This window comes from Dictyoglomus turgidum DSM 6724, assembly GCF_000021645.1.
In the GTDB taxonomy this organism is placed as follows: Bacteria; Dictyoglomota; Dictyoglomia; order Dictyoglomales; family Dictyoglomaceae; genus Dictyoglomus; species Dictyoglomus turgidum.
The window spans coordinates 1,091,666-1,113,728 of record NC_011661.1 but is presented as its reverse complement, the minus strand read 5'-3'; the positions used below and the strand labels follow the sequence as shown (position 1 = coordinate 1,113,728).

Genomic DNA, 22,063 nt, shown 5'->3' with positions numbered 1-22,063 from the left:
CCTCCTATTCTACCTTACTTTAAGATTCTATATCTTTCCTGCAAAAATTCAACTTTTTTCTTAAGACTTTCTAATTTCTCTTTTTCTTTCTCCACAACCTCAGGTGGAGCTTTTTCTATAAAATCTTTATTAGATAAGCGCTTTTCTACTTTATCTATTAATAGATAAAGTTCCTCTAACTCCTTTTTTACTTTTTCTCTTTCTTTGCTTATGTCAATTAAGCCCTCTAAATTGACATAAAAATTCACATCTTCAACAATTTTATGAGCCACATGTTTTAGGTTTCTCTTCTCCAAAATAGTTGAAAGTTTCGCCTTAGCTAAGGTATAGAAATATCCAGAATATCCTTGAAGGAGAATTTCCTTATATTTATTGGGAGTAAGAAACTCTACATTAATAACTTCATTAGGTAATATATTAAATTCTGACCTTATTGCTCTTATGCTTCTTATAGATTCCATTATAAATTCCATATCTTTTTCAGCCTCTTCATCTATAAATAATTCATTTACTTCTGGCCATTTTGAAATCATAATGCTTTCATGAGTTGATGGTAATTTTTGCCATATCTCCTCAGTTATAAAAGGCATCACAGGATGCAAAAGTTGCATGCTCTCTTTTAATACCTTCCAGAGGATAACCTGAGCTATAAGTCTGCTTTCTGGATCTTCAGTATTAGAAAGCCTTGGTTTTGAAAGTTCGATGTACCAATCGCAAAATTCTGACCAGAAAAAGGTGTAAATCGTCTTGACATACTCACTAAATCTGAAATTTTCAAGATGATCAGTAACTTCATAAACTGTCTTTTGAAGTCTACTCAATATCCATTTGTCACTCAAAGATAAAGAATGTTTAGTAAGGTCTACCTCATTATAGTCTATATTAAAGTCCAAATTTGAAATTACAAACCTTGCTGCATTCCATATTTTATTTGTAAAGTTCTTCGTATTCTCAAAGTTTTCCTCATGGAAACGCAGATCTTGCATTTCAGTACATTGAATCGCAAGTCCAAACCTTGTCACATCAGCACCATATTTATTTATAAGCTCTAAGGGATCAACACCTGTCCCCTTAGATTTACTCATTCTCTTGCCTTCTCTTGTAAGAACTGTAGGATGCACATAAACATAATAAAAAGGTACCTCTTTCCTAAACTCAAGTCCCATCATAATCATTCTCGCAACCCATAGATTAATGATATCCCTTGCAGTACTTAAGACTGAAGTGGGATAAAAATAATTTAGATCTTCCGTATCTTCAGGCCATCCCAAAGTTCCAAGAGGCCAGAGTGCAGAGCTAAACCATGTATCTAACACATCCTCATCCTGCCTTAAGTTTTCGGACCCACATCTCTCACACTTCTCTGGTTTTTGCTCTTCTACATTAACATGACCACAGTTTTCACAGTACCAAGCTGGTATTCTATGTCCCCACCAAAGTTGTCTTGATAAGCACCAATCTTTTATATTATACATCCAATCAAAATAAACCTTTTTCCAACGATCAGGTATAAATTTAACTTCCCCTTTTTCTACTACTTCAATAGCAGGTTTTGCAAGATTTTCCATTCTCATAAACCATTGTTCTGAGATTAAAGGCTCAATGGGAGTTCCACATCTATCACAAGTAGCAAGATCATGTAAATAAGGCTCTTTTTTCAAAAGGTATCCCTCTTTTTCTAAATCTTCCTCAATCTTTTTCCTACACTCCAAAACACTTAATCCCTTATATTTTCCTGCATTTTCACTCATTATTCCATTTTCATCTATGACTGATATAAATTCTAAATTATGTTTCTTTCCAATCTCAAAGTCATCTATATCGTGAGCGGGTGTAACTTTTAAAGCTCCTGTACCAAAAGATGGATCCACAGTTTCATCAGCAATTATAGGAATTATTCTCCCTACAAGAGGTAACACCACTTTTTTACCTATTAAAGCCTTATATCTTTCGTCTTCAGGATTCACTGCTACAGCCGTATCTCCAAGCATAGTTTCAGGTCTTGCAGTAGCTATAACAATATACCCATCCTCTTGATATAAAGGATATTTTATATACCAAAGAAAAGAGTTTTCTTCCACATATCTTACCTCAAGATCAGAAAGAGCAGTCTTACAACGAGGACACCAATTAATAATTCTTTCCCCTTTATAAATATATCCTTTTTTATATAATTCCACAAAAGCTTTTATAACGGCTCTAGAATAGACCTCATCCATAGTGAATCTAAATCTCTTCCAATCACAAGAAACTCCAAGTTTTTTCAACTGCTCTACAATGGTATTGCCATAATTCTCCTTCCATTGCCATACCCTCTCTAAAAATTTCTCCCTACCAAGATCCCACCTTGTTTTGCCCTCTTTCAAAAGTTCCCTCTCTACCACCATTTGGGTTGCTATACCAGCATGGTCTGTTCCAGGTATCCATAAAGCATTAAATCCTTGCATTCTTCTCCATCTTATAAGAATATCCTGTATAGTAGCATTGAGAGCATGTCCCATATGAAGAGATCCAGTTATATTAGGAGGAGGTAAGACAATAGAATAGTTTTTTTTACTTCTATCTACTTCAGCATGGAAATAATCCTTCTCAAGCCAATATTTATACCACTTTTCCTCCACCTCGTTAAAAGAATAAACCGATGGAATGTTTTCCTTCATTATCTACAATCCCCCTATCCAGCAAGCTTTTTTAATAAATCTTGAGAAATTTTATTACGATTATAAACTAATTCTGGAGTTACTGTAAATTTTTTAATACCAAGATTGGGAAGTTCATACATTAAATCTAACATCAGTTCTTCCATAACTGCTCTAAGTCCTCTTGCTCCTGTAGCCTTATCTATAGCTTCCTTTACTATAGCTTTTAAAGCTTCATCAGTAAAATTAATTTCTACACCCTCCATAGATAACAAAGCTTTATATTGCTTTACAAGGGCATTTTTAGGCTCAGTTAAAATTTTTAAAAGAGCCTCCTCACTTAAAGGCTCTAAGACAGCAACTACAGGAAATCTTCCTACAAACTCAGGGATCATCCCAAACTTAATGAGGTCTTCAGGTATAATATGATTTAATATTTGAGTTAATGACTTACGATTTTTAGGTTCTATTTGGGCCCCAAACCCAATATTTGATACATCTAATCTTTTTTCTACGATTTTTTCTATTCCTTCAAAAGATCCTCCAGCTATAAATAATATGTCCTTAGTATTTATTTGAATAAATTCTTGATAAGGATGCTTCCTTCCTCCTTGAGGAGGAACATTAGCAATAGTACCCTCTACTATTCTTAAAAGAGCTTGTTGAACTCCTTCTCCTGAAACATCTCTCGTTATTGATGGATTTTCAGATTTCCTTGAGATCTTATCAATCTCATCTATATAAACAATACCTTTTTCGGCTCTTTTAATATCCCAATCTGCATTTTGAATTAATCTCAGAAGAATATTTTCTACATCTTCACCAACATAACCAGCCTCGGTTAATGTAGTGGCGTCAGCTATAGCAAAGGGTACTTTAAGGAATTTTGCAAGAGTTTCTGCCAATAAGGTCTTTCCAACACCGGTAGGCCCAATAAGCAAAACATTACTTTTTTGTATTTCTACATCTTCTGTTATCTTTGATCTCATAAATATCCTTTTGTAATGATTATAAACAGCAACAGATAAGATCTTTTTCGCCCTTTCTTGTCCTATAACATACTGATCAAGGAAATTTTTTATCTCATGAGGCTTTGGTAAAACAAATTCTTGATTTTCCTCTTCTATTTCTTCACTATCCTCTTCTTCTATAATATCATAGGCTAACTTCACGCATTCATCACAAATGTATACTCCTGGACCTGCAATTAATTTTTTAACCTCTTTCTGAGTCCTTCCACAAAAGGAACAACGAATATTTTTATCGCTCATATTTTGTCTCCTATTCTTTCTTACTCTCTAAAACCTCGTCAACAATTCCATACTCTTTAGCCTCATAAGCAGACATGAAGAAATCTCTATCGGTATCTTTTTCAATCTTCTCTATGGGCTGACCAGTATGGTATGCTAAAATTTCATTTAAAACTCTCTTAATTTTTAAAATTTCTCGTGTATGAATTTCTATGTCAGCTGCAGGACCATATGCCCCTCCAAGGGGTTGATGAATCATTACTCTTGAATGGGGTAGTGCATATCGTTTACCTTTATCTCCTGCAGCAAGCAAAATTGCAGCCATACTAGCAGCTTGTCCTACACATACTGTAGCTACTTTAGGCTTTATATGTCTTATAGTGTCGTATATAGCAAGACCTGCAGAAACCTCTCCGCCAGGACTATTTATATAAAGGTATATGTCCTTTTCTGGATCTTCTGACTCTAAAAATAAAAGTTGAGCAACAATTAAATTTGCTACTTCATCATTAATAGTGGTACCTAAAAAGACTATTCTACTCTTTAAAAGACGAGAATATATATCATAGGCTCTTTCGCCCCTTGGTGTCTGCTCAATTACAATTGGAACTAACATTCTATCATTCCTCCTCTACAACATTTTCTTTTATTAAAAATTCTCTTACTTTTTCTCTAAGTAGATTTCTTTTTAATGTGTTTATTGTACCTTCCCTCTCTAATTCCCTTTTAATTTCTTTAAACTCTTTACCCTCATTTTCAGCAATCTCTTTTATAACATTATTAATTTCCTCATCGGAAATATTAATATTCTCAATTTCAGCAATCTTGTCAAGGATCATCTCTATTTTAATTCTTTTTCTTGCATCTTCAATTACATTGTTCACAAACTCATCCTTACTAATTCCCCTTTGAGAAAGATAATCTTCTAACTGTACTCCTTTTTTGTTAAGTTCGGTCAAGAATTCCCTTAAGATGTTTTCTGCAAGATAATGAACATAACTTAACGGAGGATCCAGCTCTGTGTTTTCTAATATTTTATCCAAAATCTGTGAAAAAAGTTTATCTTCCTCTAATTTTTCTCTTTCCTCTTTAATACTCTCTCTTACCTTCTCTCTAAATTCTTCTATAGAACTTGCATTTACTTTTTGGAGAAATATTTCCTGATCTGGTTTCTCATACCTCCAGATCTTCTTTACTTTCCACTTCAAAGGTAAACTTTGACCTGCAAGTTCCTTTTCATAAAAATCTTCAGGAAAAGATATCTCTATAACTTTCTCCTCTCCAGGCTTCATTCCAATTAATTTTTCTTCTAACTCTGGTAACATCTGCCCATTAAGAGTAAACCATAAAGGAGGAAGCTGACTACCATCCTCCCTCTCCCTTTCAAGATAAACCACATCTCCTTTTTCTATACTTCCTTCTTCCACAGTATTTAATTTACTAAGCTGAAGTTCAATCTGCTCTATAACCCTGTTAATTTCTTCCTCTGAGACCTCAACCTTTTCTTTTTTTAATCCAAATCCTTTATAATCTCCAAGTTTAAATTCAGGTGGCACTTCAATCACAAAAGAAAATTTTAAGTTCTCATTTTCCTTCCATTCCTGAGGCAGTAAGTCAAAATAAGGATCCTGAAGGGGTGTAAAATTCTCATTTTGAAGAATCATATTTAAAACTTCCCTTGCGACTATTCTTATTGCCTCATCTTCAAAAGCCTCAATTCCTAAATACCTTTCAAGAACAGGACGAGGGGTATAACCCTTCCTAAAACCAGGAACCTGATACCTTTTTACCAAACTTTTATACGCTCTTTCTAAACTTTCTTCTCTTTCCCTTGCATCTACTTCTACATTTACCTTAATTCTGCTACCCTGTAGTTTTTCTATATCATATTTGACACTTGATTCATTAATTGGCATTAATCTAACCTCCCTATAACAAAATAATACCTCAGATATGAATCTGAGGTCTCTAAATCTCTATATAAAATTTTGGAGCGGGAGACGGGATTTGAACCCGCGGCCTTCTCCTTGGCAAGGAGACGCTCTACCCCTGAGCTACTCCCGCACCTTAATTTTTCTTGTTGTTTGGTGCGAGGGGTGGGATTTGAACCCACACGGGAACTCCCACTAGATCCTAAGTCTAGCGCGTCTGCCATTCCGCCACCCTCGCACAACTGGTGAGCCGTGCAGGAGTCGAACCTGCAACCCCCTGATTAAGAGTCAGGTGCTCTGCCAGTTGAGCTAACGGCCCAAGAATGGCGCGCCCGGAGGGATTCGAACCCCCGACCCACGGATTAGAAGTCCGTTGCTCTATCCTACTGAGCTACGGGCGCTTTTTCTATATTTGGGGTGAACGGCGGGATTTGAACCCGCGACCACTGGGGCCACAACCCAGCGCTCTGCCATACTGAGCTACGTTCACCATCTTTATCCCATATCTCAATTTCTGGCGCGCCCAGGAGGACTTGAACCCCCGACTTGCAGATTCGAAGTCTGCCGCTCTGTCCACCTGAGCTATGGGCGCGTGGCCCACTAATATTCTAACTATTTAAAATTTTGGAGCGGGAGACGGGATTTGAACCCGCGGCCCTCAGCTTGGAAGGCTGATGCTCTACCCCTGAGCTACTCCCGCTCTTTCATTTTTACCTGGTCGGGGCAGCTGGACTTGAACCAGCGACCTCCTGGTCCCAAACCAGGCGCGCTAAACCAACTGCGCCATGCCCCGATAGCTAAGATAATATTATAAAAAAATTTTTCTTAAGTCAAGAGATATCAATAATTTATCTATACTTCTAAAGAATAGAGCTCTGTCTTATCAGTTATATCAATAATTGCTATCTTATTATCTTGTAGTAGAGCTACAGTCTTATTAGGGGTCTTAGAAAGAGAGGGACTGCCTGGATTCAATATTATTCTATTATTCTCTTTCTTTAAAATAGGAGTATGTATATGTCCAAAGATCAAAATATCCACATTATATTTTTCTGCCATATCCCATAAATCTTCTTCCCTTTTATCTTCCCCATGGGTCACCAAGATCTTGAATGGTTCAAAATGAAGAAATACATATGGAGAAGCTATAGGATAGTTTAAAACCAATTGATCCACATCAGCATCACAATTTCCTTTAGCAATAAAAAAGGGTTTAGAATTATTTATCAGTTCAGCAAGTTTGGGAGGATTATATCCAGCAGGAAGAGGGTTTCTTGGGCCATGATAAAGGACATCTCCCGCATGAATTACATAATCACTCTTTTCCAGGAGTTCCTTTATGTATTCCCAAAAGGTAGTATCACCATGAGTGTCGCTCATCACTAAAATCCTCATAAATTCACCTCCCATACTGTAACCTTTCCCATAAATATTTAGGAAATCCCAGCATTTTCATATACTTTTGTAAGTTCTCCAAATTATATTCTACTCTATAAAATTCTATCACCTTTAATCTTGTATCATAAACTGCATAACTTGATTTCCAGTTACCATCTCTTGGCTGCCCAACACTCCCAGGATTTATCAAGTACTTATAACCTCTCTCTATTTTTAATTCACCTCCATTTACAAAGCTTACGTAATAAATTTCTTTATCCTTTTCAGAAAAAATAAAAACCCCTGTAAGATGAGTATGGCCAAAAAAGGCAATATTTTTGTTCATCAACTCAAAATTTGCAAAAACAGAATAATAATTAATCAGATACTCATCCAAAGGATCCCTCAAACTTCCATGAACAAGATAAGAATCTTCCAATTCTTCAATTTGAGGTAAATTCTTTAATTTCTCAATATTTTCTTTAGATATGTTTTCCTTAGTCCAATCAATAGCAAATCTGGCATATTCGTTGAAATCATCATATCCTCTCATTCCTACTGTAGCTGCATCATGATTGCCAATTACCTTATGCCTAAATTTTTTTAAATAATCCATACACTCGTTAGGAAAAGGCCCATATCCAACTATATCTCCAAGAAAGTATATTTCATCAACCTCCCTTTCGAGATTTTTATATACCTTTTCCAAAGCAGGAAGATTACTGTGTACATCTGATATTATACCAATCTTCATCTTCACTTAACCATTGACAAATCTCGTTCTAGGGGAGAAGTAAGATCAATATGTCCAGCAAGAGTTTCAACCACTGCTCCCCCAATAAGTATTTGAACTTTTTTGATTTCAGGAAATTCAGTCAATGTATCTACAATACTATAAATCGTTAAAATCTCTCCTAAGCTTCCGCCTGGATGATTTCTCTTAAACTCTTCCGAAAAATTAACATACGCTACTTCATCTTTTAAACTCACACTCAAAAGCCTTGTACCTTTAGGTATTGGGAAATGATCTTTATTACTATCTGATTCTTCAATTAGTTTTAAAATAACTTTTTTATAAAGATTATTTTTAAAAACCAACCTTTCCGCCAAACTTACTTCAATCTCAGAATCGGTTCTTCTTAAACTCTGATTATTAGAATCATAGGTATAGAGTACTACCTTGGTTTTAAAAGGAAAAAAGAACAATAAAAAAATAACAAATATTAACAAAAGACTAAACGAAATACCAACTACTATCTTCTTCACTTTTTCTTACCTCATTACCCAAATATCTAAAAATTATCTTCTAATAGTATTACCTTTCTTAATTATACCATCAATAACCCTCAAGAACTCTTCGTTATTTCTTGTCTCCCTCAACATCCTCTTTAATCCCTCAATAGCTTCACCTTCTTCTTGTCCTATCAAGGTCCTTCTTAAGAACCAAATTTTCTTCAACTGGTCCTCTGGATACAGTAACTCTTCTTTTCTAGTACCAGATCTTGATATACTTATCGCTGGGAAAATTCTTCTATCAGCAAGTTTTCTGTCTAAAACCAGTTCCATATTTCCTGTTCCCTTGAACTCCTCAAAAATCACATCATCCATTCTACTACCAGTCTCTATTAAAGCAGTAGCAAGAATGGTTAAACTACCGCCCCCCTCAATATTACGTGCAGCCCCAAAAAATTCTTTTGCATGGTGCAATGCAGCAAGCTCAACTCCACCTGAAAGAGTTCTACCACTGGATGGTACAGCCCAGTTATAAGCTCTTGCGAGTCTTGTGATACTATCAAGCAGAATCACCACATGTTCTCCATATTCCACAAGTCTTTTTGCTCTTTCAAGAACAAGTTTTGCTACCTGTATATGCCTCTCAGGCGGTTCATCAAAAGTAGAACCAATAACTTCTCCCTGAACTGATCTTCTAAAGTCTGTTACTTCTTCTGGTCTTTCATCTATTAGAAGAATAAACAATTTTACTTCTTTATGATTTGCAGATATACCATTCGCTATTTTCTTAAGCAGTGTAGTTTTACCAGCTTTAGGAGGAGAAACAATTAATCCTCTTTGCCCTTTTCCTATAGGGGCAAGAAGATCTATTAATCTTGTGTCTACCTCATCAGGAGTGGTTTCAAGCTTTAATCTTTCAGTAGGATGGAAAGGAATTAAATCATCAAATTTGGGTCTTTGCCTTGAATGCATTAAGTCTCTTCCATTTACAGTATCAATTCTTAGAATAGCATACCATCTCTCATTTTCCTTCGGTGGACGAACCATTCCTCCAATCAGATCTCCATATCTTAGACCAAACTTCTTAATCTGAGAGGCTGATATATATACATCTTCATCACTTGGCTTAAAATTTTTCCTAATAAACCCATAGCCATCTTCTGTTATCTCTAAATAACCTTCCCTATATATGCATTCAAAGCCATCAATAATAACTTTATCCTTTTGCTCTTGCTTTTCCTCTTTCTCCTCCTTCTCTTCTTTTTTCTCTTCAATCTCTAGTCCTTTTATTCCAGCACCTTTTTCTATAGTAAGTAAAGAAGAAACCTCACTCTTAGGTGATTCTAAATCCACCTCTCCCTCCTCTAATTTCCTGCTAATTGCTTCAATCATTTCCTCCTTTGTCATACGATAATACCCAGGTATTTTTAGTTCTCTGGCAATTTCTACTAATTCTGCTCTGGTTTTGAGTACTAAATCCTCATAAGACATCCCTTTATTTAACCTCCTTTTTGGAAAAGATTTCTTAAAAGTTTTAATAAACAAACATATTTAGGAAAGAATAAAAGTTATGAAGGTACAAATACAGTTATTGCTGAAAATTCATGATAGTATAAAACAATTATTTTAAAAAGTCAATTATAGTATATAATAAAATCATGGAGATTTTTATAGGTACTTCTGGGTGGAGCTATAGCTGGAATCCTAAAAGGGACTTAGGGTGGTATATAGAAAACACACCATTTAATGCTATCGAAGTAAATAGCAGTTTTTATCACTTTCCTCGAGAAAAAACCATTTTGAGATGGGTCAAATATGGAAATAAGTTAAGATTTGTAATAAAGGTACATAGATCTATAACTCATCTTTATAAGTTTAATGAGGATGCCAAAGAAAATTGGATAAGATTTTATAATCTCTTCAAAACCTTAGAACCCTTTATAGAACTTTATCTCTTTCAAATTCCTCCAAGTATGAGCTCAGAAAATATCTCAAAGTTAATAGATTTTCACAGATTCACTCAGCTAGGAGATAAATTTGCTTTTGAACCAAGAAGGGCTGATTGGTTTTATGAGAGCATTTTAGAAAAAATGAAAGAGAATAATATAACTTTTGTCTCAGTAAGTGCACCAAAACTCCCCGACAAAATTATTGTGACTACAAAAAAAGCCTATATAAGATTTCATGGAAAAGATAGATGGTATTCCTATAAATATAATGAGGATGAGTTAAGGGAATATGTTGAGAGAATAAAAAAATTAAACGCAGATAAAGTTTATATATTTTTCAACAACGATTACATGTTAGAAAATGGAATAGTTATGTATAAATTATTATCATCTTAGTTCATCAAGCAGTTTTTTATATTCCTTAGGAACCCGAGCTTTAATCTCCACAAAATTTTCTTTATAATTTTCCTCCTCAATGTACAATTTTCCCCTATATTTTTGAAACAAATTAAACTTATTATATGGAATGTTGATTTTATATCTTCTCACTCCCTTTAAAAGTTCATTAACAATTAGATCTTTAAGTTTTTCTATCCCTATTCCTTCCTTTGCTGAGATAAAAACTGAAGGTTTATAATCTAATTCCTGCTTTAAATATCTAACCTCTTCTTTACTTAAGAGATCAATTTTGTTGTATACTCTAATTATAGTTTTATCTTCTATACCCATATCCTCTAATATAGACTCCACCACCTCAATCTGTTTTCTAAAGTCTTTGTCTGATATATCTATTACATGCAATATGAGATCCACGTAGTATATTTCCTCAAGAGTTGCTCTAAAAGCAGTTAATAGCTCTTCAGGCAAGTTTCTTATAAATCCCACAGTGTCAGATATCAAAACTTCCCAATTATTTTTAAAATTAACCTTTCTTACTGTGGGATCTAAAGTAGCAAAAAGTAAATCTTCAGCCCTGACATTTGCTCCTGTCAATAGATTAAATAATGTTGACTTTCCTGCATTAGTATAACCTACAAGAGCTATCTGAGGAAGATTTAATCGTTGTTTTCTCTGGACCTCTCGTTCTCTTTTTATCTCTTCAAGTTCCTTTTTGAGAGTATGTATTCTTTTTCTTATTTTTCTTCTATCAATCTCAAGCTTAGTCTCTCCTGGACCTCTTGTACCTATTCCTCCTCCAAGTCTTGAGAGAGTCTCCCCTCTTCCCGTAAGCCTAGGAAGCAAATATTCCAATTGGGCAAGCTCAACCTGGATTTTACCTTCTTTGCTTCTTGCATGCTGAGCAAAAATATCAAGGATTAACATAGTTCTATCTACTATCCTCGCAGGTATCTCTTTTTCTATGTTCCTAAGTTGAACAGGACTCAGGTCATTGTTAAATATAACTAAGTCAGCTCTTTGTTCCATTACCAAATATTTCAATTCTTCTAATTTGCCACTTCTCAAAAAGGAGGCAGGATCAGGCTCTCCTCCAAAAAGTAATACATTCTGTACTTTTACACCAGCAGTTTTAGAGAGTAGTTTAAGTTCCTCTAATTCTTCTAAATCGCTTATTTTAGCAACAAGGATGGCTTTTTCGATTTCCAATCATCCCTCCCAAAAAATTCTTTAACTCTTTTCAATGCCTCTATTAATCGATCCTCACTTATAGTTGTAGAAATTCTTATATATCCTTCTCCATAATCACCATAACCAATTCCAGGTACCACCAGCACTCCAATCTCCTCCAAGAGAAACGCTGCAAAATCTGTAGAAGTGAATCCTTCTGGAACAGATACCCATACATAAAAAGTACCCTTGGGAGGTAATATCTCAACTCCCATACCTTTGAAGGCATCAAGTACCATGTCCCTTCTTCTTTGATAAATTTTCACACTTTCTTTTGAAAAATCTCTTAAATTATTTAAAGCCTCAATAGCAGCATATTGGATTGCTTGAAAAACCCCTGAATCCACATTGGTTTTCACTGTTGAGAGTACAGAGATCAAATCTGCATTTCCCACTGCATAGCCTATTCTCCACCCAGTCATATTAAAAGTCTTTGACAAAGAGTTAAATTCTATAGCAATATCCTTAGCACCATCAATTTCAAGAATAGAAGGAGCCACAAAGCCGTCAAAAGTTATTTCTGAATAGGCATTATCATATAAAATAATAATATCGTATTCTTTGGCAAATTTTACAGCTTCTTCTAATCCTTTTTTGTCTATAACTGCACCCGTGGGATTACTAGGATAGTTCAAAAACATAACTTTAGCTTTTTTAGCAATCTCGGTCGGAATATCTTCCCACTTTGGAAGAAATTTATTCTCAATTTTAAGGGGAATAGAATAAGGTTCTCCTTCAGCAAGAAGAGTAGAAATTCTGTACACAGGATATCCAGGATCTGGACACAGAACTATATCTCCTCTATCCACAAGGCCCCATATCATATGTACTAATCCTTCTTTGGATCCTATAAGAGACAATACTTCCTTTTTAGGATCAAGATCTACGTTAAATCTATATTTATACCAGTTTGCTACCGCCTGACGATACTCCAAAAGGCCTTCGTAGGATGGATATCTATGATTAGCAGGATTTAAGGCCTCCTCACATAATTTTTGTACTATAGGCATCGGTGTAGGCTGATCAGGATCACCAATCCCAAGACTAATCACATCTATACCTCTATTTATAGCCTCTTCTTTTAGCTGATCTATACGGGCAAATAGATAAGGAGGAAGATTTTCAATTCTTTTTGCCTTTTTAATCATTAAAATAATTCACTCCTTCCCGATTTTGATATTTATAACCTTGGTTCTCCCAATCATTTATTATGGTATTATAAACTAATTTAGCAAGTTGTGAAAGAGAATATTGAGAGACATCAAACCAATGAATATCTTTGTATTTTTTGAACCATGTATATTGCCTCTTTACAAACTCCTTGGTTCTCTTCTTTATAAGATTTATACTCTCCTCAAGAGTAAGTTCTCCTCTTAAATACCTTAATATCTCTTTATATCCTATTCCTTGCATAGAGACAAAATTTTCGTTGATACCTTTCAAGTAAAGATTTCTAACCTCATCAACCAACCCTTGCTCAATCATTTTATCAACTCTTTCTTCTAAAATCCTATAGTGTAAATCTCTCGGCATATAAAGACCTATCTTAGAAATGTAAAATCTATCTTCTTTTTTCTCACCAGCGAGCTCACTTATTGGTTTCCCTACTTTATAATAGACTTCAAGAGCTCTAATTATTCTTTTTAAATCCCTTGGATGAATTTTAGATGCAGTTTTTGGATCTATTTTTTTTAATTCTTCATATAATTTATATTCTCCTTCTTTTTCTGCAAGTTCTTTCATTTTCCTTCTAAATTCAAGATCAGGAGGAACGTGAGGAATAGAAAATTCTCCAAATAGTACTTTATAATAAAGAGGTGTGCCCCCCACAAGGAGAGGAAATCTTCTTCTCGCATATATTTCTTCTATAACTTTTAGGGCCCTCTCTCTGAATTCTGCCACCGTGAAGAAATAATCTGGAAGAACAATATCTATTAAATGATGAGGAACTTTTTCTCTATCTTCTAAGGAAGGTTTTGCGGTTCCAATATCCATTCCTTGATAAATTTGCATGGAGTCTACAGAAACAATTTCCACAGGAAGATATTTAGCAAGCTCAAGAGAAAGCTTAGTTTTTCCAGTTCCTGTTGGCCCAAGAATAACCGCTAATGGTATCTTCATCTTCTATGGAAGTACCTCTCTAACTCTTCCTTACTAATTTCCCATATGTAAGGTCTTCCATGAGGACAAGTTAAAGGAATCTTTCTTTCAAATATTAAGTTTATTAACACTTCCATCTCTTCTCTTACAAGAATATTTCCACTCCTTATAGCACTATGACATGCCATACTCTTAATTATTTTGTCTTCCAACTTAGAGAGATCTTTCTCACTTATATCAGATATTATCTCTTGAAAGAGGTTTTCTATAGACTTAGAATCAAATTTCAAAAACTCGTAAGGTACTCTTATAATTCTTATATGATAAGGCCCAAAATCTTCCCATGAGAAAGCAAACTTTTCCAGCAGATCTTTGTGCTTATTTAATAATTCTTTTTCTTCTTCCGAAACCTCAATAACTAAGGGGAAAAGGATCTCTACATTTTGAAGGTACCCTAAACTTAACTCTTTCTTCAACTCTTCGTATCTAATTCTCTCATGAGCTGCATGCTGGTCTATTATATAAACCCTATCCTTTGTCTCCACAATTATATAATTGTCAAATATTTGTCCTACAATCCTAAATCCTGACTTTAAAGAGATGTATTCACTTATATCCTCAGAGAGTTTATTTTCTGACTTATGCTCAAATTCCATGGGCAAAGAAAGAAGCTCTTTTTCTGTTTTTATCCCAACATGATTCTTATGTTCTTTGCCCTCTAATGCTTTTACCCCACTAAAAAATCTTTTATCTTCACTATCCAATGCCTCTTTTATAGCTTTCGACACGAATTCGTATACTTCTTTTTCTTTTTCAAACTTTATTTCTCTTTTTGTAGGATGCACATTAACATCAACCTCATGGTATGGAAGGGTTAAGAAAACTATAGAAAAAGGAAAATAACCCTCAAGAAGTCTATTTTTATATCCTTCTTTTATAGCTTGAAGAATAATATTATTTCTAACCCACCTTCTATTTACATAAAAATAATCCTGAGACTTTAAAGAAATAAGCTTTCCAGGCTTACTTATAAATCCCTCTATAATGTAATTTCCTTCTTTTCTTTGTAAAAATATTAAATTGTTATGAATCTCTATATCAAAAAGTAGTGAAACTACATCTTCTAACTTACCGTTTCCCGATGTTATAAATTTATTTTTTCCATCTTGAATAAGTTGAAAAGAGATCTCAGGATAGGCCATAGCAATTCTTTTTACGAAATCCACAATTAAATTTGTCTCAGTGGTTTTACTTTTTAAAAACTTTCTCCTTGCAGGCACATTATAGAAAAGATCAAAAACTTTAATTACCGTCCCTTTTGAACCTTGCCAAAGATTTATTTCCTGAATGACTCCTCCTTCAACTTTTATAAAAACTCCATCCTCTGTTTCAGTCTTTGATCTTACCTCCACTTTAGATACACTTGCTATACTTGCAAGGGCTTCTCCTCTAAAACCAAGGGTTTTTATATTATATAGATCTTCTTCTGTCTTAATTTTGCTTGTAGCAAACCTATTCAAGGCAAGAATAGCATCTTCTTTTGTCATTCCCTCACCATCGTCTATAACTGATATCAAGGTCTCTCCACCATTTATAAATTCCACAGTAATCCTTTTAGCTCCTGCATCAATAGAGTTTTCAACAAGTTCCTTAACCACAGATACAGGTCTTTCTATTACTTCTCCTGCAGCTATCTTATTTCTTATTTCTTCAGGCAATAAGATTACTTTTCCCATGATTTACTTTATAAGTTCCTTCCATTCATGGATTTTTAAAAGAGCCTGGATTGGAGTAAGCTCATTAGTATTTAAAGATAGAATTTCATTTTTTAATTTTTCAAGCTTAGAATCAGTAATCTCTGAGAACAGCGGAAGTTGTACAATTTCTTTCTTCTTAATTTCCCTTCCCTTTTCAAGTTCAAACAAAATCTTTTCTGCTCTCTCAATGACCTCTTTCGGTAGGTCTGCAAGTTGAGCTACGTAGATTCCATAGCTTTTATCAGCTGGTTTTTCCGCTATTTTGTGTAAAAAGATTATGTCTTTACCTTTTTCCTGTACTGCTACGCTAAGATTTTTAAGATGTTTTAGCTCTTTTTCAAGCTCTGTAAGTTCATGATAGTGAGTAGCAAAAAGAGTTTTAGCCTTTATTTTGTTATGGATATACTCCACTATAGCCCATGCAATACTTATTCCATCGTAGGTGCTGGTTCCTCTACCCACTTCATCAAGAATTATTAAACTTCTTTCTGTAGCATGAGAAAGTATGTTTCCAACCTCCTTCATCTCCACAAGGAAAGTGCTTTCCCCAGAGGATATATCATCCCATGCTCCTATTCTTGTAAAGATCCTGTCTACCACTCCAATTTTTGCCTCTTTGGCCGGAATAAAAGAACCCATTTGAGCAAGGATAATGATTAAAGCAATCTGTCTTATATAGGTGGACTTTCCAGCCATATTAGGTCCTGTTATTAGATCAATAAACTTGTCTTTGTTAAGATAAGCATCGTTAGGTACAAAAGTTCCTGGAGGAAGCATTCTTTCAATTACTGGATGTCTTCCCTCTCTTATTATTACCTCATAATCATTAGTAATTTGAGGACACACATAATTATACTCCCTTGCTGCCTTAGCAAGAGATATATACACATCAATCTCCGCGATGGTCTGAGCAAAAGTGGTAATGTCCTTAGAATGTTTAATAACCTTCTTTCTTAGATTTTGAAAGAGTTCTTCTTCTATTTTTTTAATATTATCCTCCGCATGAAGGATTTTATTCTCCCACTCTTTTAACTCTGGCGTAATAAATCTTTCTGCATTGACTAGGGTCTGCTTTCTTATATAATCCGAAGGAACCAAATTTAAATTCGCCTTTGTTACCTCTATGTAATAGCCAAAAACTTGATTATATCCAATCTTGAGAGATTTTATACCCGTTCTTTCTCTTTCTCGGTTCTCAAGGTTAATTAGCCAATCTTTACTTTCTCTTAGAAGTTTCCTCAGCTCATCAAGATTTGGATCATAACCATCTTTTATATATCCTCCATCTTTGATATGAGAAGGAGGACTTTCTACAAGAGCTCTATCAAGCTCTTCGTATAAAGGTTCAAGATTAGGTAAGTTTTCTTTCAGCTCCTTCAATCTGTTGGACTCTGCTTTTTCAAGGGACTTTCTCAATAAGGGTAAAAAAGATAAAGCTTGTCTTAGATATATTAATTCCTTTGGAGTCGCAGTATTATAATTTATTCTTGAGTTTATCCTCTCAAGATCTGGCATCTCTTTTAGTATCTCTTCCATTTCTCTTCTCCAAGGATCCTTGTCTAAGAACTCCTTTATAGCTTCTTGCCTCTTTTTTATGGCATTCACATTTAAAAGAGGTTGCAAGAGCCATTTTTTTAGAAGTCTTGCTCCCATGGAAGTCAAAGTCTTATCAAGTACCCATATTAGACTTCCTCTTCTTTGTCCTTCTCTTACTGTCTCAAGAAGCTCTAAATGTTTTATTGCAGTACTATCAAGGATCAAATATTGCTGAGGTTTATAAAATTCTACCCTCTCAATGTGGGTAGGAATAGTAAACATTACTTCTTTTATGTAGCTTAAAACCCCATTTATAGACTTCTCAGCAAGAGGATAGTTCTCTTCTGGTTCAGAATAACTAATTTGATGATCTGAAGGCTCAAAATAACTATCTTCTAAAAGAGTAATTTTGGGATCTACCTCTCTTTTTAGATCACTTAATAACTCTGAGAGAAGATCTTTTAATGAAAAGGGTAATATTATCTCCTTAGGCTTTAACCTAACCAATTCAGAATAAATTATTTCCTCTGCATCCTTTCCTCTCCATTCAGTAGCAAAAAACTCCCCCGTAGAGACATCAATAGTAGCAAGAGCTAAATATTCTCTATTCAAAGCATAAATTGAAGAAAGGAAATTGTTGTTTTTATCCTCAAGTAATGTATCCTCTACTAAAGTCCCTGGTGTAATGACTCTTACTACTTCTCTTCTCACAAGACCTTTTGCTAATGCTGGATCTTCGACTTGTTCGCAAATTGCCACCTTATACTTCTTTTGTACTAATTTAGACAAATAGCTATCCAAGGAATGATAGGGAACCCCAGCCATAGGGATTCTTTTGCCCTTACCAATCTCTTTGGAAGTTAACACAATATCAAGCTCTTGAGAGATTATCTTTGCATCTTCTTCAAAAGCCTCATAAAAATCTCCCAACCTAAAAAGAAGAATAGCGTCGGAAAATTGATCTTTTATGGACTTATATTGCCTATATAAAGGAGTCATATTCTCCATATTACAGGTCAACCTCTCTTATAGCTTCTCCCCTTAATGACCAAAGTCTCGCTTCGATGATTCTAACAAGCAAAAACTTGCCTATTAATTTTCTATCTGCCTCAAAAAACACCAATCTGTAATTTTCTGTTCTCCCAGAAAGTTCCTTAGGATTTTTAGGATTAACCCCCTCAGCGAGTACCAATTCTTCCTTCCCTATCATAGAAAGATTTCTCTCATATATGATTTTTCTTTGCAAATTTTCAAGTTCATCAAACCACTTCTTTTTAGTTTCATAAGGGACAGGATCATCATAACTTGCAGCAGGAGTTCCAGGTCTTTTTGAATATATAGCAAGGTTTACTGTATCAAATTTTATCTCCTCTAAAGCTCTCCTTGTAGCAAGAAAATCCTCCTCTTCCTCACCTGGAAATCCCACAATAATATCCGTAGAGAAAGAAGCTCTAGGAATCTTAGCTCTTATTTTCTCAATCAAAGCCTTATATTCGTTGTAAGTATATCCTCTTCCCATTCTTCTCAAAATCCTATCAGACCCTGCCTGTAGAGGAAGATGCCAATGAGGACATATCTTTGGATGAGTTGCAACTACATTAATTAGTTTGTCTGAAACATCCCTTGGGTGAGAAGTTAGAAATCTTATCCTTTTAATACCTGGAATTTTATGAATCTCTACAAGCAAATCAGCAAGATCCACATTTCCAAGATCTTTACCATAGGAATCCACATTTTGCCCAAGTAATGTAACCTCGACTACACCTTGATTTGCTAAGTGTTCTATTTCTTTTATTATCTCTTGAGGATCTCTACTCTTTTCTTTCCCACGCAAATAGGGAACAATACAATAAGTACAAAAATTATTGCATCCATAAATTATAGGTATCCATGCCTGGAATTTATTTTCCCGCCTTATAATTCTAAAATCTACTTCTTCAGGCTTTGGATTATCTTCTGCAAGTACAATCTTTTTATTATTATCATTTAAACTCTCCAAAACCTTAGGAAGTTCTGTAAACTTATAACTTCCAAGCACAAAATCTACATGAGGAAATTTTTCAATAAGTTCCTCTTTCATCCTTTGAGCCATACAACCAAATATACCTATCAAAAGTTTCTGATTCTTCTTCTTTAACTTTCTCAACTCCCCAAGCTTTCCAAATACCTTTTCTTCCGCCCTTTCTCTTACAGAGCATGTATTTAATAAAATAAGGTCCGCTTCCTCCATCTTTTCCGATGGAATATACCCAAGACTCTCAAGAATTCCTGCTACTTTTTCTGAGTCTGACTTATTCATCTGACAACCATAAGTAATAATGTGATATTTAGGCATCTTCTTCTCCCTTTGGAAATCTTATTTTCACACTTAAACTGTCTAATTTTCTTTCTATATCAATTTTACCTTTTATTTCTTCGGTGAGCATCTGTATCAGTTGAAATCCTAAACTACCTTTAGTAAAGGATATATCAAAAGAAACATTTTTATCCTTTAAGACTTTATTTTCTACTATCATTATTATATCCTGATTTTCCTGGTAAAGGTGTAAATTAATCTCAGTTTCTACATCTTCGTAAGCTCCATGCTTTGTTGCATTTTGTAAAAGTTCATTCATGATTAAGCTTACTGAAGTGGCTTTTTTTGAGGATAAGAAGACACTCTTTCTATTTTTATAAAAATTAAACTTACATGGAAGATGCTCATAAGTCTGCTTAAAAGCATTAAGAAGTTTTTCAGCAACTTCAACTATATCTACTCTATCTTCTTCAAATTTTGAGAGAGATTCATGCACATAGGCAATACTATTTATTCTGTTTATACTTTCCTGGAGTGCTAATTTTGCACTTTCAGATTCAAGTCTTCTTATCTGAATTCTAAGAAGACTTGCGATAGTTTGAAGATTATTTTTTACTCTGTGATGTATTTCCTTTATCAACACTGATTTAAACTTTAACTCCCTTTCTTTCTGCTTAAGTTCTGTAGTCTCCTTTATTACATAAAACACCCTCCATAAATTTTGATCACCCTTTGTTAAAGGAAAAATCCTTCTATAGAAACTTCTTGTCTCATCATTATACTCTTCATAGGTCTCTTCTCCATACACCCTTATTATTCCAGTCTCAGTGTAAGTTTCTATATATTTATAGAAGAAGGAATCTTTTATCTTTCTTCCCCATATATTTCCTACCTCTCCTAAAGTTCTAAAGAGTCTGACTGCAGACATATTTGCAAAAAGAACAATTCCATCTCTATCCAAAATCATAATTCCTTCTCCTTCAGTCAATGGTTCATTATATCCTTTCCAGTTTAGTTTAAACTTTATGAGATTTTTAATTAACCATTGAGAGGTTTCTTTATAACTTCGCGCATTGTAGGGAAATTCACTATGAACAAGCAAATTCCTCTGTACCTTCAAAATTCCAATTAAATTATTATCCTTCTTAATGGGATAAATTTCTTCTTCTACTGGAAATCCACCAATTACAATACCATTTTTAACTAATTTTTGCTTTCCTGTATTTATAACTTCAAATAGATTAGGGTCATCTTCAAAAAATATCAATTTCCCTACTTCTTGTCTTAAAGAAAGAGGAGGCACTATCTTAGGATGAGCCTCAGCAATTAAAATGACAGCAGAAAGGTCTGTTATAGGTTGATAAAGATAAATATCAGCACTTAACAAATCTGAGATCAAAGATAGATAAGGAACATAATCCTTAAGTTCTTCCAAAAGGTATGTGGTTTCTTTCTTTATTCTGGTCATTATTTTCTAAGCTCTTCTAACTTCTCTAATGCTTCCTGAGTCTTATCTTTACTTCTCAAAACTATTAATATGGTATCGTCTCCCGCAACACTTCCTACAAAATAGTCATAAACGTTTAAAAAATTATCCAGGAGAAATGCCACTGCCTGTGCATTTCCAGGAATAGTTTTAACCAGTATTAAATTTTCTGCAAAATCTATACTTACTACTACCCTATGGAAAAGATCTTTAAGAGAGGCAACATTTATAGCATTTTCTGGAATAATATATCTTTTGCCAAGATCCGAACTTTGCCTTATTACTCCCAACTCCTTAAGATCCCTTGATAGAGTAGCTTGTACCACATAAATTCCTTCCTCTCTTAAAGCTTCCATTAATTCTTTTTGGCTACTTATATTTCTTTTTTTAAGTATTTCTTTTATTTTTTCTAATCTTTCTTTTTTATTCAACTTTCCCTATTTCCCCTTTTAGCACAATCTTCGCAAATTCCATATATGGTTAGATGATATTCTATATCTTTAAAATGAGTTTTCTCCTCTATTTCTTTAATCATTTGATCACTTTTAAAAAGTGACACATCCAAATCTTCTACCTTTCCACAAATCTTACAAATCAAGTGATGATGAAAATCAGTTTTTGCATCATACCTTGCAATGGCATTAGCATCATAAAACTTTAAAGCCTTTCCTTCTTTTACTAGAAGCTCTAACGTTCTATATACAGTACCAATACTTACCTTAGCCTTCTTATCCTGTGCTCTTCTAAAAACCGTAAGAGCATCAGGATGATCCATACTATTTAAAAGAATCTCCATTATCAATCTTCTTTGCCTTGTTTCTCTTTGCATTTCTCTTTTTCTCCCTTCTATTTAATAAGAGTTTAATTTAAAATTATTCTTTTG

18 protein-coding genes and 8 tRNA genes are annotated in these 22,063 nt (G+C 34.3%); 1 reads left to right on the top strand and 25 read right to left on the bottom strand.

The features are described from left to right. Positions 1 to 14: 14 nt before the first annotated feature. From DTUR_RS05610 to rho, 16 genes are all read right to left on the bottom strand, one after another. A complete protein-coding gene (locus DTUR_RS05610) occupies positions 15 to 2,660 on the bottom strand; it encodes a valine--tRNA ligase (RefSeq protein WP_012583452.1) in 2,646 nt (881 codons plus the stop codon). Positions 2,661 to 2,674: 14 nt separating this feature from the next. After that, on the bottom strand, positions 2,675 to 3,910 hold the full coding sequence (clpX, locus tag DTUR_RS05605; RefSeq protein WP_012583451.1) for an ATP-dependent Clp protease ATP-binding subunit ClpX: 1,236 nt from the start codon (positions 3,908 to 3,910) through the stop codon (positions 2,675 to 2,677). Between the two features lie 10 nt (positions 3,911 to 3,920). Next, on the bottom strand, positions 3,921 to 4,505 hold the full coding sequence (clpP, locus tag DTUR_RS05600; protein WP_012583450.1) for an ATP-dependent Clp endopeptidase proteolytic subunit ClpP: 585 nt from the start codon (positions 4,503 to 4,505) through the stop codon (positions 3,921 to 3,923). Positions 4,506 to 4,509: 4 nt separating this feature from the next. After that, positions 4,510 to 5,805, bottom strand: a complete 1,296-nt coding sequence (tig, locus tag DTUR_RS05595) for a trigger factor (RefSeq protein ID WP_012583449.1) — start codon at positions 5,803 to 5,805, stop codon at positions 4,510 to 4,512. A 73-nt stretch (positions 5,806 to 5,878) separates the two neighbouring features. Next, positions 5,879 to 5,953, bottom strand: a tRNA-Gly gene (locus DTUR_RS05590). 21 nt (positions 5,954 to 5,974) lie between these two features. Beyond that, a tRNA-Leu gene (locus tag DTUR_RS05585) sits at positions 5,975 to 6,058 on the bottom strand. Between the two features lie 5 nt (positions 6,059 to 6,063). Further along, positions 6,064 to 6,139: transfer RNA gene (locus DTUR_RS05580), tRNA-Lys, on the bottom strand. 5 nt (positions 6,140 to 6,144) lie between these two features. Further along, positions 6,145 to 6,221: transfer RNA gene (locus tag DTUR_RS05575), tRNA-Arg, on the bottom strand. A 12-nt stretch (positions 6,222 to 6,233) separates the two neighbouring features. Next, a tRNA-His gene (locus tag DTUR_RS05570) sits at positions 6,234 to 6,310 on the bottom strand. Between the two features lie 25 nt (positions 6,311 to 6,335). After that, positions 6,336 to 6,412, bottom strand: a tRNA-Arg gene (locus DTUR_RS05565). 33 nt (positions 6,413 to 6,445) lie between these two features. Next, positions 6,446 to 6,520: transfer RNA gene (locus DTUR_RS05560), tRNA-Gly, on the bottom strand. Positions 6,521 to 6,535: 15 nt separating this feature from the next. Continuing rightward, positions 6,536 to 6,613 (bottom strand) — tRNA-Pro (locus DTUR_RS05555). A 59-nt stretch (positions 6,614 to 6,672) separates the two neighbouring features. Further along, a complete protein-coding gene (yfcE, locus tag DTUR_RS05550) occupies positions 6,673 to 7,215 on the bottom strand; it encodes a phosphodiesterase (RefSeq protein ID WP_012583448.1) in 543 nt (180 codons plus the stop codon). A gap of 4 nt (positions 7,216 to 7,219) precedes the next feature. Further along, positions 7,220 to 7,951 carry a metallophosphoesterase family protein gene (locus DTUR_RS05545; RefSeq protein WP_012583447.1) on the bottom strand — a complete coding sequence of 244 codons (732 nt, stop codon included), beginning with the start codon at positions 7,949 to 7,951 and terminating at the stop codon, positions 7,220 to 7,222. 2 nt (positions 7,952 to 7,953) lie between these two features. Beyond that, a complete protein-coding gene (locus DTUR_RS05540) occupies positions 7,954 to 8,463 on the bottom strand; it encodes a GerMN domain-containing protein (protein ID WP_012583446.1) in 510 nt (169 codons plus the stop codon). 33 nt (positions 8,464 to 8,496) lie between these two features. Next, a complete protein-coding gene (gene rho / locus DTUR_RS05535) occupies positions 8,497 to 9,921 on the bottom strand; it encodes a transcription termination factor Rho (protein WP_012583445.1) in 1,425 nt (474 codons plus the stop codon). A gap of 167 nt (positions 9,922 to 10,088) precedes the next feature. Here rho and DTUR_RS05530 point away from each other — a divergent pair, with 167 nt between their 5' ends. After that, entirely contained in the window at positions 10,089 to 10,775 is a 687-nt protein-coding gene (locus tag DTUR_RS05530) for a DUF72 domain-containing protein (RefSeq protein WP_012583444.1), read from the top strand. Here DTUR_RS05530 and hflX read toward each other — a convergent pair. Genes hflX through DTUR_RS05485 form a run of 9 tightly spaced genes read right to left on the bottom strand, consistent with a single transcriptional unit; the run spans position 10,767 to position 22,009 of the window. Beyond that, positions 10,767 to 11,984 (bottom strand): GTPase HflX, encoded by a 1,218-nt coding sequence (gene hflX, locus DTUR_RS05525; protein WP_012583443.1) that lies wholly within the window; start codon positions 11,982 to 11,984, stop codon positions 10,767 to 10,769. The two genes, DTUR_RS05530 and hflX, sit on opposite strands and share 9 nt — an antisense overlap. After that, positions 11,948 to 13,153 carry an LL-diaminopimelate aminotransferase gene (locus DTUR_RS05520; RefSeq protein WP_012583442.1) on the bottom strand — a complete coding sequence of 402 codons (1,206 nt, stop codon included), beginning with the start codon at positions 13,151 to 13,153 and terminating at the stop codon, positions 11,948 to 11,950. The genes hflX and DTUR_RS05520 overlap by 37 nt, the downstream gene beginning before the upstream one ends. Beyond that, positions 13,146 to 14,126, bottom strand: a complete 981-nt coding sequence (gene miaA, locus DTUR_RS05515; protein WP_012583441.1) for a tRNA (adenosine(37)-N6)-dimethylallyltransferase MiaA — start codon at positions 14,124 to 14,126, stop codon at positions 13,146 to 13,148. Before miaA ends, DTUR_RS05520 begins: the two co-directional genes overlap by 8 nt. Next, positions 14,123 to 15,841, bottom strand: a complete 1,719-nt coding sequence (gene mutL / locus DTUR_RS05510; protein ID WP_012583440.1) for a DNA mismatch repair endonuclease MutL — start codon at positions 15,839 to 15,841, stop codon at positions 14,123 to 14,125. Before mutL ends, miaA begins: the two co-directional genes overlap by 4 nt. A gap of 3 nt (positions 15,842 to 15,844) precedes the next feature. Beyond that, on the bottom strand, positions 15,845 to 18,406 hold the full coding sequence (mutS, locus tag DTUR_RS05505; RefSeq protein WP_012583439.1) for a DNA mismatch repair protein MutS: 2,562 nt from the start codon (positions 18,404 to 18,406) through the stop codon (positions 15,845 to 15,847). A gap of 1 nt (position 18,407) precedes the next feature. Then, positions 18,408 to 19,733: a tRNA (N6-isopentenyl adenosine(37)-C2)-methylthiotransferase MiaB gene (gene miaB, locus DTUR_RS05500; RefSeq protein WP_012583438.1), complete on the bottom strand. Its 1,326-nt coding sequence runs from the start codon at positions 19,731 to 19,733 to the stop codon at positions 18,408 to 18,410. Beyond that, positions 19,726 to 21,162, bottom strand: coding sequence for a histidine kinase N-terminal domain-containing protein (locus tag DTUR_RS05495; RefSeq protein WP_012583437.1), 1,437 nt, complete (start codon positions 21,160 to 21,162; stop codon positions 19,726 to 19,728). The genes miaB and DTUR_RS05495 overlap by 8 nt, the downstream gene beginning before the upstream one ends. Next, positions 21,162 to 21,611 (bottom strand): arginine repressor, encoded by a 450-nt coding sequence (gene argR / locus DTUR_RS05490; RefSeq protein ID WP_012583436.1) that lies wholly within the window; start codon positions 21,609 to 21,611, stop codon positions 21,162 to 21,164. The genes DTUR_RS05495 and argR overlap by 1 nt, the downstream gene beginning before the upstream one ends. Continuing rightward, positions 21,608 to 22,009: a Fur family transcriptional regulator gene (locus DTUR_RS05485; protein WP_012583435.1), complete on the bottom strand. Its 402-nt coding sequence runs from the start codon at positions 22,007 to 22,009 to the stop codon at positions 21,608 to 21,610. Before DTUR_RS05485 ends, argR begins: the two co-directional genes overlap by 4 nt. Between the last annotated feature and the right edge of the window lie 54 nt (positions 22,010 to 22,063).

Excerpts from the sequence above, each read along its gene's own strand:
- DTUR_RS05610 (WP_012583452.1), bottom strand. The coding sequence starts at position 2,660 with ATGAAGGAAAACATTCCATCGGTTTATTCTTTTAACGAGGTGGAGGAA.
- clpX (WP_012583451.1), bottom strand. The coding sequence starts at position 3,910 with ATGAGCGATAAAAATATTCGTTGTTCCTTTTGTGGAAGGACTCAGAAA.
- clpP (WP_012583450.1), bottom strand. The coding sequence starts at position 4,505 with ATGTTAGTTCCAATTGTAATTGAGCAGACACCAAGGGGCGAAAGAGCC.
- tig (WP_012583449.1), bottom strand. The coding sequence starts at position 5,805 with ATGCCAATTAATGAATCAAGTGTCAAATATGATATAGAAAAACTACAG.
- yfcE (WP_012583448.1), bottom strand. The coding sequence starts at position 7,215 with ATGAGGATTTTAGTGATGAGCGACACTCATGGTGATACTACCTTTTGG.
- DTUR_RS05545 (WP_012583447.1), bottom strand. The coding sequence starts at position 7,951 with ATGAAGATTGGTATAATATCAGATGTACACAGTAATCTTCCTGCTTTG.
- rho (WP_012583445.1), bottom strand. The coding sequence starts at position 9,921 with ATGTCTTATGAGGATTTAGTACTCAAAACCAGAGCAGAATTAGTAGAA.
- DTUR_RS05530 (WP_012583444.1), top strand. The coding sequence starts at position 10,089 with ATGGAGATTTTTATAGGTACTTCTGGGTGGAGCTATAGCTGGAATCCT.
- DTUR_RS05520 (WP_012583442.1), bottom strand. The coding sequence starts at position 13,153 with ATGATTAAAAAGGCAAAAAGAATTGAAAATCTTCCTCCTTATCTATTT.
- miaA (WP_012583441.1), bottom strand. The coding sequence starts at position 14,126 with ATGAAGATACCATTAGCGGTTATTCTTGGGCCAACAGGAACTGGAAAA.
- mutL (WP_012583440.1), bottom strand. The coding sequence starts at position 15,841 with ATGGGAAAAGTAATCTTATTGCCTGAAGAAATAAGAAATAAGATAGCT.
- mutS (WP_012583439.1), bottom strand. The coding sequence starts at position 18,406 with ATGGAGAATATGACTCCTTTATATAGGCAATATAAGTCCATAAAAGAT.
- miaB (WP_012583438.1), bottom strand. The coding sequence starts at position 19,733 with ATGCCTAAATATCACATTATTACTTATGGTTGTCAGATGAATAAGTCA.
- DTUR_RS05495 (WP_012583437.1), bottom strand. The coding sequence starts at position 21,162 with ATGACCAGAATAAAGAAAGAAACCACATACCTTTTGGAAGAACTTAAG.
- DTUR_RS05485 (WP_012583435.1), bottom strand. The coding sequence starts at position 22,009 with ATGCAAAGAGAAACAAGGCAAAGAAGATTGATAATGGAGATTCTTTTA.